Annotated in this window: 15 protein-coding genes and 1 riboswitch; of the genes, 6 read left to right on the top strand and 9 right to left on the bottom strand. The window is 48.1% G+C overall.

The features are described 5' to 3' along the window. Positions 1–107: 107 nt before the first annotated feature. From CUS_RS10595 to CUS_RS10585, 3 genes are read left to right on the top strand one after another with little or no spacing between them, the layout of a single operon-like run. Positions 108–515: a helix-turn-helix domain-containing protein gene (locus CUS_RS10595; protein WP_002850526.1), complete on the top strand. Its 408-nt coding sequence runs from the start codon at positions 108–110 to the stop codon at positions 513–515. Next, positions 515–997 (top strand): DUF3592 domain-containing protein, encoded by a 483-nt coding sequence (locus tag CUS_RS10590; RefSeq protein ID WP_002850653.1) that lies wholly within the window; start codon positions 515–517, stop codon positions 995–997. The genes CUS_RS10595 and CUS_RS10590 overlap by 1 nt, the downstream gene beginning before the upstream one ends. A gap of 24 nt (positions 998–1,021) precedes the next feature. Next, positions 1,022–1,864 (top strand): fumarate hydratase, encoded by an 843-nt coding sequence (locus CUS_RS10585; protein ID WP_002850466.1) that lies wholly within the window; start codon positions 1,022–1,024, stop codon positions 1,862–1,864. Positions 1,865–2,230: 366 nt separating this feature from the next. Here the strand turns inward: CUS_RS10585 and CUS_RS10580 are convergent, their stop codons facing one another. The 3 genes from CUS_RS10580 to CUS_RS10570 form a co-directional block, all read right to left on the bottom strand. Beyond that, positions 2,231–4,408 (bottom strand): O-antigen ligase family protein, encoded by a 2,178-nt coding sequence (locus CUS_RS10580; protein WP_002850510.1) that lies wholly within the window; start codon positions 4,406–4,408, stop codon positions 2,231–2,233. A 155-nt stretch (positions 4,409–4,563) separates the two neighbouring features. Continuing rightward, a complete protein-coding gene (locus tag CUS_RS10575) occupies positions 4,564–5,088 on the bottom strand; it encodes a hypothetical protein (RefSeq protein ID WP_002850628.1) in 525 nt (174 codons plus the stop codon). Positions 5,089–5,428: 340 nt separating this feature from the next. Next, positions 5,429–6,385, bottom strand: coding sequence for a hypothetical protein (locus CUS_RS10570; RefSeq protein ID WP_050792226.1), 957 nt, complete (start codon positions 6,383–6,385; stop codon positions 5,429–5,431). 500 nt (positions 6,386–6,885) lie between these two features. On the opposite strand from CUS_RS10570, the gene CUS_RS10565 reads away from it, so the two are divergent. Beyond that, entirely contained in the window at positions 6,886–9,525 is a 2,640-nt protein-coding gene (locus CUS_RS10565; protein ID WP_002850635.1) for a dockerin type I domain-containing protein, read from the top strand. Positions 9,526–9,638: 113 nt separating this feature from the next. Here the strand turns inward: CUS_RS10565 and CUS_RS10560 are convergent, their stop codons facing one another. Beyond that, complete coding sequence (locus CUS_RS10560; protein WP_002850678.1) at positions 9,639–11,069, bottom strand: ABC transporter substrate-binding protein; 1,431 nt, start codon at positions 11,067–11,069, stop codon at positions 9,639–9,641. Between the two features lie 644 nt (positions 11,070–11,713). On the opposite strand from CUS_RS10560, the gene CUS_RS10555 reads away from it, so the two are divergent. Then, complete coding sequence (locus CUS_RS10555) at positions 11,714–12,142, top strand: hypothetical protein (protein ID WP_002850656.1); 429 nt, start codon at positions 11,714–11,716, stop codon at positions 12,140–12,142. A 54-nt stretch (positions 12,143–12,196) separates the two neighbouring features. Here the strand turns inward: CUS_RS10555 and CUS_RS10550 are convergent, their stop codons facing one another. From CUS_RS10550 to efp, 3 genes are all read right to left on the bottom strand, one after another. After that, a complete protein-coding gene (locus tag CUS_RS10550; RefSeq protein ID WP_002850611.1) occupies positions 12,197–12,820 on the bottom strand; it encodes an ECF transporter S component in 624 nt (207 codons plus the stop codon). 88 nt (positions 12,821–12,908) lie between these two features. Continuing rightward, positions 12,909–13,049, bottom strand: a riboswitch (FMN riboswitch). Positions 13,050–13,070: 21 nt separating this feature from the next. Then, on the bottom strand, positions 13,071–13,478 hold the full coding sequence (locus tag CUS_RS10545; RefSeq protein ID WP_002850436.1) for a CD1247 N-terminal domain-containing protein: 408 nt from the start codon (positions 13,476–13,478) through the stop codon (positions 13,071–13,073). A gap of 38 nt (positions 13,479–13,516) precedes the next feature. Then, positions 13,517–14,074: an elongation factor P gene (efp, locus tag CUS_RS10540; RefSeq protein WP_002850670.1), complete on the bottom strand. Its 558-nt coding sequence runs from the start codon at positions 14,072–14,074 to the stop codon at positions 13,517–13,519. Positions 14,075–14,446: 372 nt separating this feature from the next. On the opposite strand from efp, the gene CUS_RS10535 reads away from it, so the two are divergent. After that, positions 14,447–15,649: a 6-phosphofructokinase gene (locus tag CUS_RS10535; RefSeq protein WP_002850645.1), complete on the top strand. Its 1,203-nt coding sequence runs from the start codon at positions 14,447–14,449 to the stop codon at positions 15,647–15,649. Between the two features lie 332 nt (positions 15,650–15,981). Here the strand turns inward: CUS_RS10535 and CUS_RS10530 are convergent, their stop codons facing one another. Then, positions 15,982–17,055, bottom strand: a complete 1,074-nt coding sequence (locus tag CUS_RS10530) for an aminopeptidase P family protein (protein WP_002850400.1) — start codon at positions 17,053–17,055, stop codon at positions 15,982–15,984. Further along, positions 17,042–17,500, bottom strand: coding sequence for a type II 3-dehydroquinate dehydratase (gene aroQ, locus CUS_RS10525; RefSeq protein WP_002850655.1), 459 nt, complete (start codon positions 17,498–17,500; stop codon positions 17,042–17,044). Before aroQ ends, CUS_RS10530 begins: the two co-directional genes overlap by 14 nt. Between the last annotated feature and the right edge of the window lie 48 nt (positions 17,501–17,548).

The following is a 17,548-nucleotide window of genomic DNA, read 5'->3' as shown; positions in this document are numbered from 1 at the left end:
CTAACATCTTGCAAAGAAAAGGTATTTGTGTTATAATGTCATGGAAGGTCTTTTATAGTAGCCTGCCCACAGACTGCATGAGGGCATTGAGAAAGGAAGTTTGAAGTATGAATATCGGAGATAAGCTGCTTTTTTTGAGGAACAGAAGCGGCTGTTCGCAGGAAAATCTTGCAGATGCGCTGGATGTCAGCAGGCAGACAGTTTCCAAGTGGGAACTGGGGCAGTCTTTGCCCGATGCTGAGAAGATAGTGGCGATAAGTAACTTTTTCAGTGTGACCACTGATTTTCTTCTGCGCGACACCTCACCTGTCAAGATAGAGAAAAATCTCGACCGCATCGTTATAGAGTTTGCAAACTCTGCATCTGACCTTGACAAGATATCGAAAGACCTTGTAGATATCGCAAGGGACGGCATCATCGATGAGGAAGAAAGGCTGAGGCTGTTCGAGATGGTCAAGACTGTTGACAACATAATACCTGTGATAAGCGAGATAAAAACTCTGCTGAACATGTGATGGAAACTGTTTTTGCAGTCACGGCATGGGTATGCGCCGCGCTGATGACCGTGATAGCCGAAGTTTTGTGCATCGCACCGATATTCTCCTACAGAAAGCACAGGCGGCTGAGAGAGAACGGCAGGCGCACTGCGGGCGAAGTCATCATGGTGCAGGTAATACGCAAGCCCACACAGACGAAGAGTGCGGCGATGTATCGGCTGCATGTCAGCTACACCGCTGACGGAAGAGAGTACACGGCTGAACTTCCGCCCACACCTCCGGTGACAGAGAACGATTTTTCACCATACTCACCGAAAGTCGGCGGGAAGATGGAGCTGATGTATGACAGCAAGCGTCCGCAAAGCCCTGTTATCGCTGTAGAGAAGATAAGCGATATACAGGCAGAAGCCTACCAAAGCACATGGCGTGTCAGCAGATCCATCGCGGCAGGCATTGCGGCAGTATGGGTGATAGTTTTGGCGGTCGGGCTGTTTTTATAATCTATAAATTAGGAGTAACCAAAAATGCGTGAGGTAAATGTCAAAGAAGTAGAAGAGCTTGTGAGAGAGCTTTGTATAAAGGCGAACCTTTATCTGCCCGAAGATATGGAGAGTTGTATCAAGGCAGGCAGAGAGCGTGAAGAATCGGTGGTGGGAAAGAATGTTTTCGATGACATAATCGAGAACATAAACGTTGCCCGCACCGAAACTATACCGATATGTCAGGACACCGGCATGGCTGTTATCTTCATGGAAGTGGGTCAGGACGTACATTTTGTCGGCGGTTCGCTGAACGAAGCGCTGAAAAACGGCGTTTCGCGCGGCTATATAGACGGGCGGCTGCGCTGTTCGATAGTGGGCGACCCTCTTGAGCGTGTCAATACGGGTGACAACACTCCGCCTGTGGTACACCTTAAGATAGTTGACGGCGACAAGGTACACATCATGGTATCGCCTAAGGGCTTCGGCAGTGAGAACATGTCACAGCTGAAAATGATGACACCGTCTGTTACCCGCGAGGAGATAATCGACTGGGTAGTGGGCGTATGTGCGCAGGCAGGCTCGAACCCATGTCCGCCCATCGTGATAGGCGTAGGCATCGGCGGTGATTTTGAGAAGTGTGCATATCTTGCGAAAAAGGCACTGTGCAGACCTGTAAGTCAGCGTAACCCCAAGAAGCTGTACGCCGACCTTGAAGCTGAGATACTGGAGAAGATAAACCGTTTGGGAATAGGACCTCAGGGCTTTGGCGGCACGCAGACATGTCTTGCAGTAAACATCGAGCAGGCACCGACTCACATCGCGGGTCTGCCTGTATCGGTCAATGTAGGCTGTCATGTCACCCGCCACGCAGAAGGGGAGATCTGAATTCATAATTCATAATTCATAATTCATAATTCATAATTATTGACATGGACGGGAGTTTTATTTTTTAGAAAAAATTTGGCGGGAGCATTAGGGTGCTTCCGCTTTTTTGTGCAGTCATTATAATATATGGTTATCCCGCTGATACACCACAAAAACAGCGGTTTTACAGAACTTAATGTGGTTGGCGTATATCTTTCCCCCGCCGCAGGCGGGGGAAAGATATGGGGCGCTCAATTATCCTTTTGTTTACCGCATTTTTAGTTGGTGTGCTAAAGGGATAGTCATATTATAAATATACCGATACAAAAATCATGCCCCTGAGCGTTTAAAAGAGCGCTCAGGGGCAATTTATACTTTTTAGTGAAGTCAGTCTGTTTCGATGACTTTATTTCCGCTTACCGAATACCAGCCCACGCCGAATATGAACCAGAACACGGGGCTGACGCACACATAGCTGTCGTTTACTATGCCGACCACCATGAAAGCGATCACCGAAACGAAGATGCCCAATCTCAGGTGAGTGAAACGATCCTGAACAGGGTGGAGTATGACTGCTTTAAAGCCCTTTACCAGGAAAGCGCCCAGCAGTGTCAGCAGGACTATCAGCGAGATCACGCCTGAGTCTACCGCAACGCCGAGATACCAGTTATGCGGCTTATTGACCACCATCGCGGGGGTATCGTAGACTTCCAGCAGGCTGACATAGTCATACTGCGGGAAATAAGTGACATAGTTGCCGCTGCCCTTGCCGATGAGTATGCAGTCATCAAGCATCGAGATGGTGCTGCCCCAGATGAAGAAACGACCTGTAAAGGCGCTGAGGTCTTTTTTGAAGAATTCGGGACCCTTGTAGGTGTTTATCTCTTCCATCGTGTAGAGGCTGTGAACGTAGGGCTTGAACTTTTCGTCCTCGTACTGGAAGACCAGTTTCTTTTCATAGCCGAGATCGATATACAGCTTATCCGAAACCGAGAACTTGAAGTTGCAGTTGAGATATCTGTCATCGGTGAAGCAGTAGCACTTGTCGTCATCGACATAAGTATCGAGAGGTTCGCCCTCAGTATCGTAGAAGCGAACTGCGTTGATGCCTGAGTCAGCGAGGTAGCCCTCAACAGTGACGGTGTTGCCGCTGTAGTCATCGAGTACCAGCTTGCTGCCGTCCTGACATATCTCTTTCAGTACGAAGTGGTCAGCGGCGAGTTTAGCGCGTTTTTCTTCAACAGTGGTCTTCGAGGAAGAACCGTTGTTTACGACCTCTGTGAAGCGTTTACGGAATCCGTCATTGTAATTTACCATATAGAACATGCCTGCTGCGCAGACAGCTGCTGCGCAGACAAAAGCTATAAGCGCGGGCACGCGCCTGATAGTTCCGCGGCACCAGTATATAAGGTATATTATAAATAGTATCGCGCCGCTGCCTGCCACTGAATAGAGTCCGCCCGAAGAGTTTGAAAGCACTGCGCCCACTGCGATACCTGCGGCAGCGGTAAGACCCAGTATTTTCATGGCGATATTCTTACTGCCAAGACCCAGTGCGGCGGTCAGCGGGAACATAAGTCCGCAGAAAGAGCCGAAATAGTTGGAGTTAAAGAAGGTGATATGCACGTTGCTGGAAGTACTGTGAAGAGATCTTGCGACCTCGTACTTATCAGCGGGGGCTATCAGATGAGCCATAAACTCGGTCGATTGCAGCGGATAGCCCATATATTCCATCACCGCAAAGATGCTTGCGGCAAGGGTCGTGATTATCATCGCCCAACTGAAACGTTTCAGCGACTTTGTATCGCAGAAATAATTTATCGCCGCAAGGAATATTATAAGGTAGCCCAGCACGCCCAGCAGACCCTCGTACTGCTTGACAACGCCCATCATGACAAGTTCCTTATGTTCGGAAGCTATACCCGATATGATGAGCAGCAATGCGTACAGTCCTGTCAGCACAAGCGGCAGCCGCATATTCTTTTTGCGCAGCGGGATATCTTTCCAGTGTTTTTCAACGAAGAATTCTTCCACCAGAAAGATACCGCAGAGTATGACCGCAGCTATGACCACGAAAAACTCTTTCTGGAACAGGAACCAGTCGGTGATATAGCCGTTTTCAAAGGTGAAATACTTCTCGGTCAGTTCACTGCCGGGCTGCGAGTGCATGTAGGAAACATAAGGCAATATCGCTGTGAAGATGCACATAAGCAGCGCCACAAAAGTCTTGCGCATGGGGTAATCGCCCTTTATAGCGACTATCAGCCCATCGGGGTCTTTACCCTTTTTGCTCTTCCTGTCTTTTTTATCATTTTTTTCTTTACCATCAGTTACTTCATTCTCTTCGGGCTGAGGTTCTTCTAACTCTTCATCATCGTCGTCGTAATCATAATCATCATAATCGCTGTTCTCGGCTCTCAGTTCTTCAAGTTCGAGCCTGCGCATACGCTCATCACGCAGCCTGAGTTTTTCTTTTTCAGACAGATTGGAATCTTTCAGCGCTTGCTTGAAAGTTTCTTCATCACGCCAGTCGAAATTGAAGTCAAGCAGATCTTCTCTATTCATGCGTGCAAACACCTCTTTGTAAAAAAATCATACATAATATATTATAACATAACATGTCATTCATTTCAATAGTCGGAAATGCCTAAAGCATGGAAATATACGAGGTATCAATTAAGCAAACAAAATAAAAGAGCGGACACATCGTCCGCTCACTGTTATTCTTCTGTGGTAGTCACTTCATCGGGGGAAGCTGTTACCGTCCAGCTGAACTCAGCCTTTTCCTTTACGGGGGTGAGTTCTTCTATCAGCCAGAACTGTTCACTGTCTTCATCAAGTGCATAGACCCTGCTGTTATCGGCGGTCACTGCTGCGGTGACAACGGGAGTATGAACGCCCTCAACGCTGTCATAGATGGCGAAAACATAGCTGAGTGTGCCATCGACCTGCTGTTCGCCAAGATAGCCGTAATATCTCTTTACGCTCTTTTTAGCTTTCGGGAATGTCTTGTCGATTATCTGTATCACGCTGTCGAAAGACTGTTCAGCCTCAGCAGGTACCTCTGCAAAAGTTTCACGGGGCGGTATCGAGAAATTCTCGGTGGTATGACCATCGGAAGTCATCATCTCATCAGCCGTAGTCAGTGCAGTGACATCTTCTTTCTTTTCAGCCGAACCTTTACTGCCGCAGCCACAAAGCATGAGCGCCATACAAACTGCTGTCAACACGATCATTTTTTTCATTTATCTGAAGCCTCCATAGGAATATTTATCTCTCTCTGCACCCGCATGAGCGTGTACAGTATCGCAGCGCCTTACAAGGGCGGTCAAAAAAAGTTTACAGAGGTAAATTCCTTTCCCTCTGTAAAAAGGATTATATCACACTCCCGCCGCTTTGTAAATAGTCATGAGGCTTTTGCCGCACATTTTCCCCGTTATGAACAACGGCAACATAACTCGGCAATTATTTTTGTGTATTTGCACAATAGTTAGATGCCATCATAGTACACTCTGCACAAGTTTCAGACCAAAACAAAAATATCCCCCGCATATGCAGGGGATATCAGCATTTTATGCTTGATAATTATGCCATGCCGCTTTCAACGATCTGCGACTTGAGGAATACATTGCCCTGATCTATAGTGATCTTGGTGATGTACATATTGCCGCCGATCTGGAACAGAATGCCATCGCCCCACTTTTCGGGATCTTCCGGATCGGGAGTGGAGTTATCGATAAGTGCATTGATCTGCTCTGCGGGAATGGTGAACTCGATGGACTTGACATCGTGATTGCCTATCTTGATGAAACCATCGCCCTTAACGAATACATCAGGCCATACCTGGTCGCCCTTGGGCTTGGTGTCCTTAGTTTCGGGAGTAGCCAGATCTTCGCCGTTCGCTACGACATACTCAGTCAGGTTCGGGTCATTTACTGAGGGGTAATCTGTAACCAGACCCTCAAAAGTTTCGCCAAACTTGGTCCAGCCGTTTGCATGGCTGGGTCCGATAACTATCTGTGTCTTATGCTGGTCGGTAGCTGCGTCCTCTATCATCTTGTTGAAAGTTTCGGTATACTCGAACTCAACGACCATATGAACATCCTTATCTCTGTCGAAAGTTCTGCCGTCGATGAAGTTATCACCGCTGCCCTCGTCAAAAGAATATGAACCCAGACCGTTTGCCCACGCATCGGATATCTGGTCAGGCAGTTCGATAACTGTTTCGGTAGCTGCTTCATCATAGCCCTCTACCTTAGTTATATCGAACTCAGCAGGTCCTTCGGACTCGCCTTCGCCCTCAGCAGTGCTCTCAGCAGGCTCAGCCTCAGCCTCGCTCTCTGCCTCAGCAGCAGAAGACTCTGCTTCAGCTGCGCTCTCCTCAGCAGCAGAGGACTCTTCCTCAGCAACGCTCTCTTCAGCAGCAGTGGTGGTAGTTGTTGTGGTGGCATCAGCCTTGCTCTCATCAGCGGTATCGCCGCATGATGCAAATACAAGTGCGCTCATGGTCAGTGCCAGTGTCATTGCAAGCATCTTTTTCATTATTGTACCCAGCCTTTCTTTAACGGGGAAACTCACCCCGAAATAAATAAACGGCGGACATTTCCGCCCTATCTTCCAATGGTTGTATTATAGCAGATTTCCGCAGTTTTTTCAATGACCGCAGGCAAAAATTATCACTTATCACAAATTAGCTTTTAAGGTAACGTTTACATCACAGCATCTTGACAAACAAATGCTCTTGCGCCGCCCATTTACGCACGTTAAACGATTTATATTTTGGTGGAAATCCACAAAGCAAGTTTTGCAAATTCGTTCTAAATGCCACCGCATTTTTGTTGAAATAAAAGCAAAAATGTGCTATACTTAAACCAAATCAATGTGCATTTTAACGAGAAGAACAGCATCGCTCCCCTTTTTGAAGTATGTCTTTCTTTCATAGCAGATCACTTAAAATGCACACCGCATGTCTTTTGACAATTCAGATAACACACAGACGTATATCCAACTCGGTAAGACCGTGAACATGAGGAGGGATCACGATGACCGTGAAACTGTTAAAAGGGATAGTCACAGCGGCTATGGCTTCGATAGCGGCGGCGGCTACGATATTCTCGGTGAGCGCTTATGACATTGAAAGACACACGCAGGCTGAAATAAAAGACATGTATGACAGGCTTTTCTTCAATATACACACTGCTCCCGAATACGCAGAAGCCTACTCTGCGGTTTCCCCTGTCAAGAGCGGAAAGGTCGCGGAGGACACGCTGGAAGAGGGGCTTAACTCCATCAATTTCTGTAGATATCTGGCAGGTCTGCCTTATGATGTGGAACTTGATGACAGCTACAACATCGCGGCGCAGAATGCCAGCCTGATAATATACATGAACAGCGACCAGCCGCTCAGCCATCAGCCAAAACAGCCCGCAGGCATGGACGATGAACTTTATGCGGCGGCTTACAAGGCATCTGGCGAATGCAATATCGGCAAGGGCTACATGAATATACAGACATCTGTTATACAGGGCTACATGTCTGACACCGACTCGATGAACATTCCCTCGATGGGGCACAGGCGGTGGATACTCAACCCCGAAATGAAGAAGACGGGGCTCGGCATCGCAGGTTTCGGCACTGCCATGTATGTCAGGGACAGGACGAGGGCGGACAAGTTCACGGGGGACTACCTCTGCTGGCCGCCCGCACAGATGCCCAACGAACTGATAGGCAAAAACGAGAACGGCTACGCCTACTCGGTGACGCTGAACAACACCTACGACAAGCCCGACAGGGACAAAGTCGTGGTAAAGGTGACATCTAAGCTGACGGGCAAGACATGGACTTTTGACAAAAACTCGTCGAACAGCGTCAGCGATATGGTGGGGTATTTCAATATCAACGACCAGTACATGGGTTTCGGGACATGTATAATATTCAACCCCGGACCTCTGCCTGAGAACGATGCGGTCGATGTGGAGATAAAAGGCATCTACAAAGACGGCGTTGAAACACCCATCAGCTACAAGGTCAACTATTTCGACCTGCTGGACGACAGCGATTACACCTTAGGCTTTGAAAAGGACAGCTACGAACTGGAGATAGGTCAGACAATGCTTTTAAACGGGTACGACCACCCTCTCAGCAGCGGCGGATATCGTCTGCTTTACGCGGCTGACGGCGGAAGCTACAAAGACCTCGCTGACAGGATAGAGTCGGGCGCGACCGCACTTATCACGGCAAAGCAGGAGGGTACCCTCTACTGCTATCTCGGTCATTCACCGCAGGACTATTACCCCGAAAAGTGCGCCGCCATCACCATTACCCACAAGCACGAACGCGGCGGCTGGATAATCGAAACTCTGCCCACCGAAACTGATGAGGGTCTGAGATACCGCAAATGCAGTATATGCGGCAAGGAGATCGACCGCGAGATAATGCCCGCAACTTCTGTGGCGGTGGCTGAGGTGACTTTCACTGAGGAGAAACACATCTTCACAGGTTCGGCAGTCGAACCGAAGATAAAGGTTTTTTCGGGCGAAAAGCGACTGACGGCTGATACAGATTACACGATAAGCTATACCGACAACACGGCTATCGGCACAGGCTATGTCATCATCAAAGGTATCGGCTATTTCAGCGGCGAGAAAAAAGTCGCTTTTGAGATAGTCAGGCGCGACCCTGCGGCGCTTTCAAAACTGGATATCACATTCAAGAGCGAGGGCATCTACTACACGGGCAGAGATATCGAACCTAAGCTGACCATCAAAGAAGGCAGTTACACCCTCGTAAAAAACAGCGACTACACTGTCACCTACAAAAATAACCGCAATGCGGGCACAGGCATGGCGGTCGTAAAGGGAATGGGCGACTACGTGGACACACTGGAACTCAGTTTTGAGATACTGCCCGCAGATATCGGTTACCCGTGGGCTGAAACAAAGCTGGGCGAAGTGAAATACACAGGCAAGCCCATAATGCTAAGGCTTGCGCTGAACAGTCAGGTATCGGGCGAAGAACTCATTGAGGGCATTGACTACAGAGTAAGCTATGAAAACAATCTGGAGATAGGCACATCTACCGTGACCGTCACAGGCATCGGCAACTACAGCGGCACGACCACGAACACCTTTAATATAGTAGCGCCCGAAGACTACAAGGGCGGCGACCGCACTGACCTGATAGAGTTCAACTGCAACACAGCGGTCAGCATAGAGGGTGCAAATGAAGACAACACCGAAGTTTCATTTGTCAGCAGTGACGGCGTGATATACAATGTAGTGGCTGTGATAAGCGGCACATTCTATGCCGACCTGCCCGACGGCGAGTATGAAGTCTGGGTAGTGAAGAAGTCCTGCGCACCTGTACATTCAAGCATCACGGCGGACAGTGAGATGTCTTCCATAGATGTAAAAGTCTATCAGTATGGCGATATCAACCACGATGGTCAGATAAACGTTACCGATACTTCCCTGTCATCGGCTTTCACCAAAGGCAGACGCGCACCTGCTGACAGCGAACAGCGCGACATGGCAGATGTTAACCGTGACGGCAAGCTGAATGTCACCGACACCTCAAAGATCGCCGCCCACGTAAAGGGCGTAAAGGCGCTGGTGATAGATCAGGATTTTGTTATACCCACAGACGGGAACGATAAACAGAAAACTGCTGATACAGCTGAATGACAGCACCATAGTTTTTAACTGACCAAAATGCCCCGAAGCGGTACGCTTCGGGGCATTTTCACGCTATAAAGAAGCCGCCTGCGTGAAATACCGCAGGCGGCAGATGATCTTTATTATTCGGCAGTTGATGCACCGATGCTTTCGTTGGCTTCCTTGATAAGGTAGTCAACAGCGGTCTTGTTCTCTTCAACGCAGGCTGTCCATGTGCCTGCGCCGCCGCCTGTTATCATGGTGTACTGGTTAACAGTCTGCATCAATGATTCCATTTCGTTTGAAACACCGTGTTCAAAGTCGTAAACAGGGTTGGTGTTTACCAGCTTGTAGATCTCATCGCGCATCTGGATCATATCATCATTCCACTTATAATCATCTCTCAGCTGCTGCTCAGTGATCTCCGAAGCCTCAGTATCGCAGACTTTCAGGCAGTTCATGTAAGCCACAACGCCCATCGGGTTAGGCGCATTCTTTACGATGTGGTAACCCTCAACTCTTGCAGATACGTAGTACTTGTCAGAATCGTCCATTCTCGGCATCGGGCAGAACATTATCTCGCCTGCCTCAACATCTCCGAAAGGCTTTACAGCTTCGGGTGAATTTTCGATGCCCCACAGACCAACAGGTATGAACAATGTCTGGTAAGAACCAAGACCCTCGCCTGTAGTGCCGTCACCTCTGGTAGACCAGTTGTTGGAAGAACGGTCGAATACTACTTCATTCTTCTGGAGGTTATACATAAGTTCCTGCACCTTGCCGACTGCGGGATCAGCCATGTTGTTTACCAGCAGACCGTCCTTCATGCCGATGAGCGGCACGCCGCAGGTATCGTTGAGCGCCTGACCGTACCAGTAGCCGTCCAGCGCATAGAGGTCGTTATCAGCATCAACGAAATCAAGGCACATCTCAGTGAACTTAGACCATGTCCATTCATCATTGTAATACAGTTCAGCGGGATCGTCATAACCGTGATCTTCAATGGTCTTTGTATTGTATACGCACACAAAGTTAGGTGCAGACTTTATCGGTATAACATAGTGACCGCCGTTGAACACAAATGCTTCACTGGTAGCCTTTACATCAGACCAGAGTTCGCTGTTCAGGTCAACAAATTCGTCCACAGGCTCAAACATGGACTTGATAGCACCCTTCGGGAAACCGTCCATATCAGATGCAGGGAAGAAGTCAGGCGAATCGTTTGCCATTACCAGCTTTGCAAGGTCGGCATAGCGGTTTTCCCATGTGGTCTGTACGAACTCGATCTTGCCGTCATAAGTGTCCTTGAACATCTGAAGACCCGGAGGTGTTACGTTGCCGTCACCCGGATTGATGTCATAGTGAGCCATCCACTTGATGGTGCTGTTATCCAGTTCAAGTTCGGGGAGTTTGTTTGCAGCTTCATCAACAACAGCCTGCTGATCGTCATTCAGCTTGATAGCATTTGCCGAACTTGCAGCGGTATCAGAACCCTCACTGCTGCCGCATGCAGCCATACCCACACACATAGTCAGCGCAAAAACGCCTGCCATTAACCTTTTCATTCTTATCATATCGATATCCTCCTTATCAGAACAGCACCCGCTTCCACATTTACCCGATAAAAGCGGGGACGATGCACCGCGTAACGCCTTATACCCTTTCAGGCGTCATGCGGCAAATACCCTTCACTTGAATTATGGTAACATAAACCGCAAAATTATGCAATCGTCATTATGCAATATAAATTTTGCTGCTGTTTGTGCGCATCTGCTAAAGCTTTCCATATTATGGAAAGTATTCGTTTTCAGAAAACGTTTAAGTCTGCACGAGTAAGCCTTTTAACAAAAAATTTACATATGACCTGCTGTCCATATATCCTCCCATATGTTATAATACTGAATGGTGCTGCACAGCAAGGATACACCTATAAGTTAGCGACAAAAATTCCGTTTACTATAGCAATCCGCCTTAAAATTCAGACAAAATCCAGTCACAAAACCCATAAATCCCAGCTTTTGCGACTGGATTTTGTGAATTTAAAAAGTTGGATTGCTATATAATAAATTATGACTATCCCTTTAGCACACCAGCTGAAAATGCTGTAAACAAAAGGATAATTGAGCGCCCATACGCCAACCACCTTAAGTTCTGTAAAACCGCCGTTTTTGTGGTGTGTCAGCGGGATAACCACGTAATAAATTGCGGGAGGAAAAATATGAAACGACCAAACTTCATGCAGGGACGATACGGCTTTGACACGCTTTTCTTTGCGAATACAGCCCTCTGTCTGCTGATCGCGCTGCTGGGATACATAGTCCTCTGGAGAATACCGCACGTTGATGCACATTCAGTGATAGCATTATCGGGGCTTTACATGATAATCAACATATCAAGGGTATTCTCGAAAGACATCGGCAAACGTGAGAACGAGAACCTGCGATTCACGATGCGTATGAACTCTTTGTTCCGACACAGTAAACCTGCAAACAGCTTTGACCCGCGCAGTGCGGTACGCCCTGTCAGAGGGGCACACACGGCTTCTGCAAGGTGCAGCTGCGGCGCTAAACTGCCCACACCGGAGGGCAGCGGGCGGCAGATAGTCGTATGCCCTGTTTGCGGCAGCAGAAATATGGTAAAGAAATAGCGCGGCGACAAAAAAACCGACTGCCATGCAGGACAGTCGGTCAGCAGATATCATTCAGTTTTTGCCCTTAAGTACAGGTGACAGCGGTTTGTAGATGACCATCGTCACCACAGCACAGAGAACACCCTTTACGAATGTGAAAGGCAGGTTGAACATGCAAAGCGCCTGAAAAGTGCTCTCAACATTTGCATTGAGCTGACGGTACATGCCCAGTATAGCAGCTTCGCCGCCGAAAGCCTTGAAATATATCGGGTAAACGATGAAGTAGTTCAGCGGCAGGCTGATGACTGTGAACACCAGCGCACCGACAACGCATGCGATAACAGCATATTTTCTGGTCCTGTGGTTTTTGTAGATAAGACCCGCTGTCAGGCAGAACGCCGCAGAGGTCACAAAATCGAAGATATTACCTATACCCATTGTAGTGCCTGCGCCCTTTATCATAAGCTGCACCACATTCTTTATCAGGCATACGACCACGCCCTCAACGGGACCCAGTGCAAAACTTGCCAGCAGCGAGATGACATTGGAAAGATCCATCTTGATGAAGTCAGGCATCAGCGGCACAGGGAAATCAAGGTAGTACACCACAGTCGCGATGGCACTGAGCATTGCCATGACCACCAGCTTGCGAGTGGTAAAAAAAGGTGTTTTCTTTGCTGTGACAGTATTTGACATAACTTATTCCTCCAAATAATACATAAATATTCGGGAGAAACGATAGAAAGCCCCCAAGCATGCACTCGGGGGCTTTGTTTGCGAAAAAATGTCGTTTCTTCCATCCGGACTCTTACCGTCGGTTCGGGAATCTCACCCGATCAGCGCACTTTTGTGCGGTCGAGGACTTACGCGGTCAGCTTGCCGCGATCACCTCCGGTGTGGAATCACACCACCCCTGAAACATATTATCTATCTGCGATGCGGAAAATTATTCCTCAGTATCATCGTCAGAGAAATCGAACTCAAGGCTCTCGCCGCAGTTTGGGCACTCTATCGAACCGTTTTCGACCATCTTGTCGTCCATAACGATAGTTTCACCGCATGAAGGACATACACACTCATACAGAGTATCATCATCGAAAACATCATCGTCATCGTCTTCATCATCGTAGTACTCTTCATAGAAGTCGTCTTCCAGATCAGACAGATCATCACTGAGGCTGTCAACAACATCAACAGTTTCGTCAGCCAGAACAGTGACATCCTCGATAGCCTTAGCCATCTCTTCCATCAGTTCAGCCATAGCCTTTAAGACCTTGCCCTGATCGGTGCTCTCGTCGATCTTCATGCCTTCCATAAGACCCTTTATATAAGCCGCCTTATTGCTCAGTTCCATAATAGCAACCTCCTAACTCAAAGAAGTCAGTTAAAATCTTATGCACGCTCCATGTACTCGCAGGTACGTGTGTCGATCCTGATCCTGTCACCTGTGTTGATGAACAGAGGAACTCTGATCTCAGCGCCTGTTTCAACAGTTGCAGGCTTGGTAGCGTTGGTAGCTGTGTTGCCCTTCTCGCCCGGCTCGGTCTCGGTAACTTCCAGATCTACGAAGAAAGGAGGCTCAACGCCGAATACCTGACCCTTGTAGGACAGTATCTTGCAGACCATGTTCTCCTTAACGAACTTGAAGTTATCGGAAAGCTCGCTCTTGTTTACAGGGATAAGCTCATAAGTTTCGGAATCCATGAAGTAATACAGATCACCGTCGCTGTATGAATACTCCATATCCTTTCTCTCCACGTAAGCGGTAGGGAACTTTGCGGTGGGGTTGTAAGTCTTTTCGTTGATGGAACCTGTTATAACGTTCTTTACCTTAGCCCTTACGAACGCAGCGCCCTTACCAGGTTTTACGTGCTGGAACTCAACTATCTGCATTACATTGCCGTCCTCCTCGAACGTCATACCATTTCTGAAATCGCCGGCTGTTACCATATTATTAGTACCTCCATAATATTCTCAAAATTTCCTGTCCAAATCGAATTTGCACATTTACATATGATAATCATACCACATTTCACCTTACATTTCAAGTCTTTTAAAAAACTTTTTAAAATTTATTATCATTCTTTCTGATACCTTGCGTGTAAATTCCCCATGATTGACACTTTCGCGGTTAAAGGCAATACAACTTTTTGTGAAAAAGGGAAAAGATTATTAATATTTGAATATACCTCTTTAATTTGAAAGTCAGTTGTGCTATAATAGGCTTTGTGAGAATTTAAGAGAAGTACAAATATATCTGACGCAGGTGCGCAGACGAAGCGAATATAATATGAAATATTTTATCAAACGGAGGATAATCAAATGAACATTGCAGTTGCTCAGTCGGGCGGACCGACCTGCGCCATCAACGCTTCTTTGGTAGGGGTATTCAAGGAAGCGCTGAAAACCCCTGAGATAGACGCTGTTTTCGGCTCTATCAACGGTATCGAGGGTATGATAAAGGACGAACTTATGGACCTTAAGCTGGTCATACGCACCAACGAGGACATGGAACTTCTCAGGCAGACCCCATCGACGGTTCTGGGTTCGTGCAGGTACAAGCTGCCCGCAGTTGAAACAGACGATGAAGTTTACAAGAAGATACACGAGAACCTCACAAAGCACCGCATCGAGGCTTTTTTCTACATCGGCGGCAACGATTCGATGGACACGGTGGACAAGCTGTCAGCTTATCTCAAATCGGTGGGTTCTGATATAAAGGTCATCGGCATACCGAAGACCATCGACAACGACCTGCCTGTTACCGACCACACACCCGGTTTCGGTTCGGCGGCTAAGTACGTGGCGGCTACTGTACAGGAGATAATCCGCGACAGTTCGGTTTATTCGATAGAATCAGTCACCATAGTTGAGATAATGGGCAGACATGCGGGCTGGCTGACGGCTTCGACCTGTGTTTTAAGGGCGAATGACGAGATAGCGCCTCACCTTATCTACCTGCCCGAGTGCAATTTCTCGGCTGAGAAGTTTTTAGAAGATGTTCGCAGTATGCAGGCTAAGCACAAGGCGGTCATTGTGGCTGTGTCGGAGGGTGTTAAACTCCCGCAGGACAGCAAAAGACCTGTGGCAGTGGACAATTTCGGTCACGAATACCTTTCGGGCATCGGCAAGAGCCTTGAACAGCTGGTCAAAGACCACATCGGGTGCAAGGTGCGTTCGATAGAACTGAACGTTATGCAGCGCTGTTCATCGCACATCTGCTCGAAGACCGACATTGACGAAGCTGAACTTATCGGCAGTGAGGGCGTAAAGCGCGCGCTTGCGGGCGAAACGGGCAAGATGATGGTCTACAAGCGCCTGAGCGATGTACCTTACGTTATCACTATTGAAAGCGCTGAGGCTTCTGCGGTGGCAAACAAGGAAAAATTCTTCCCGCGCCGCTGGATAAACGATGCGCAGAACGACATTCTGCCCGAAGCGGAGAAGTACTTCCTGCCGCTGATACAGGGCGAAGTAAAGATCGCCATGAAGAACGGCATGCCTGTTCATTTCAAGCTGAAATAAGGATCGGATATAAATATCATGCCCCTGAGTGTTGCGGTGAACGCTCAGGGGCATTTTTATTATGGTTATCACGCCTGCGGCGGGAGAAATATATACAACGCTTATAGCAATCCAACTATTTAAATTCACAAAATCCAGTCGCAAAAGCTCGGATATATGGATTTTGTGACTGGATTTTGTCTGAATTTTAAGGCGGATTGCTATAATTATCCTTTTGTTTACCGCATTTTCAGACGGTGTGCTAAAGGGATAACCTTTTTAAGGTATAATTTATAGCAAACCGCCCCGAACAGCATTGTTCGGAGCGGTCATAATGCCTTTTGGCAGGCATTTTATATGCAGATAAGTTCTTTTCCTGCAAGGGTCATGTTCTCACAGCCGCCTGCTTTGACGATGACAAAGTCCTCTATGCGCACGCCGAACTCACCTTCAAGGTAGATGCCCGGCTCAACGGTTATGATGGAATTTTCGGGCAGAACGAACTTTGATGACGGTGAAGCGTAGGGCTGTTCGTGTATCTCCATGCCGACGCCGTGACCGAGCGAGTGTCCGAAAGCGTCGCCGTAGCCCTCTGCGGCGATAAGATCTCTTGCGGCGGCATCGAGGTCTTTGCCCGAAATACCTGCTTTCACCGCATCAAGACCCGCCTGCTGTGCGCGAAGTACGATATCATAGACTTTGCGCATTTTTTCGGTAGGTTCACCGACACAGACAGTTCTGGTCATATCGCTGTGGTAGCCGTCAACGACTGCGCCGAAATCCATCAGCACGAACTCGCCGCTCTGCACCTTTCTTTCGGAAGGCACACCATGCGGCAGAGAAGTATTCGGACCGCTGAGGGCGATGGTATCGAAGCTGAGGGCTTCTGCGCCGTGTGACAGCATGTAGTAGTCAAGTTCCAGCTGTATCTCCTTTTCAGTCCTGCCGACCTTGATGAAATCCAGCATATGCTCCAGTCCTGCCTCAGCTATGCGCTGAGCGGCTATCATCTTGTCAGTTTCGTCAGAGGTCTTGACCATCCTCAGCTGACGAATGATGACCCCGAATTTTCCGTCTGCGGGTATCTCTGCTTTCAGCTGTTTGCGGTAGGCGGCAAGGTCGCTGACGGTGCAGGTCTGGCTGTCTATGGCGATAGTCTTTGCGCCGTGTTTCTCGATAAGCTCATTCAGCTGGGCATATTTTCCAGCGCCGTTCTCTTCCAGCAGAACAGTGCAGTCCCTGACGGTATTTCTCGCCTTTTCGATATAGCGGAAGTCAATTATAAGATAGCTTTCCTCAGGGAAAACAAGGACAGTACCCGCGCTTGACTTCATGCCTGTGAAGTAGCGTCTGTTGACTTCATCTGTGATGATGCCGCAGTCAGCGGCTTCTTTTATGCGCGACTGTAATTTTTCAAGCCTGTTCATTTTCCTCACTCGCTTTCCATCTGTAATTGAGGGCATCGACTGCCATAAGGTAGCTGTACTTGCCGAAGCCGCTTATCTGACCCACACATACAGGTGCGATAACGCTTTTCTCGCGGAACGCATCGCGGGCGTGGATATTGCTGAGGTGGACTTCCACAACGGGTATCTTGATGGCGGCTATGGCATCTCTGATAGCGTAGCTGTAATGGGTATAAGCGCCCGCATTCAGCACAACGCCGTCAAACTTTTTACGCGCGAGGTGTAGTTCATCGATGATCTCGCCCTCGTGGTTCGACTGAAAGACCTCACAGTGCATGCCGTAGCTAAGTGCGTGGGAAACTATCTCGTCATTGATGCTCTCAAAGGTATCCGTACCGTAGACACCCGGTTCTCTTTCGCCCAGAAGATTGAGGTTAGGACCGTGGATAACAAGTATTTTTTTCATATATATCACCTTTCTGTGGTTAAAATATTCGGTTTCAGCCGCCTTGAC

Source organism: Hominimerdicola alba 8 (assembly GCF_000178155.2).
In the GTDB taxonomy this organism is placed as follows: domain Bacteria; phylum Bacillota; class Clostridia; order Oscillospirales; family Ruminococcaceae; genus Hominimerdicola; species Hominimerdicola alba_C.
Note: the sequence above shows the minus strand (reverse complement) of the source record. Positions and strands in the feature narration are given on the sequence as shown.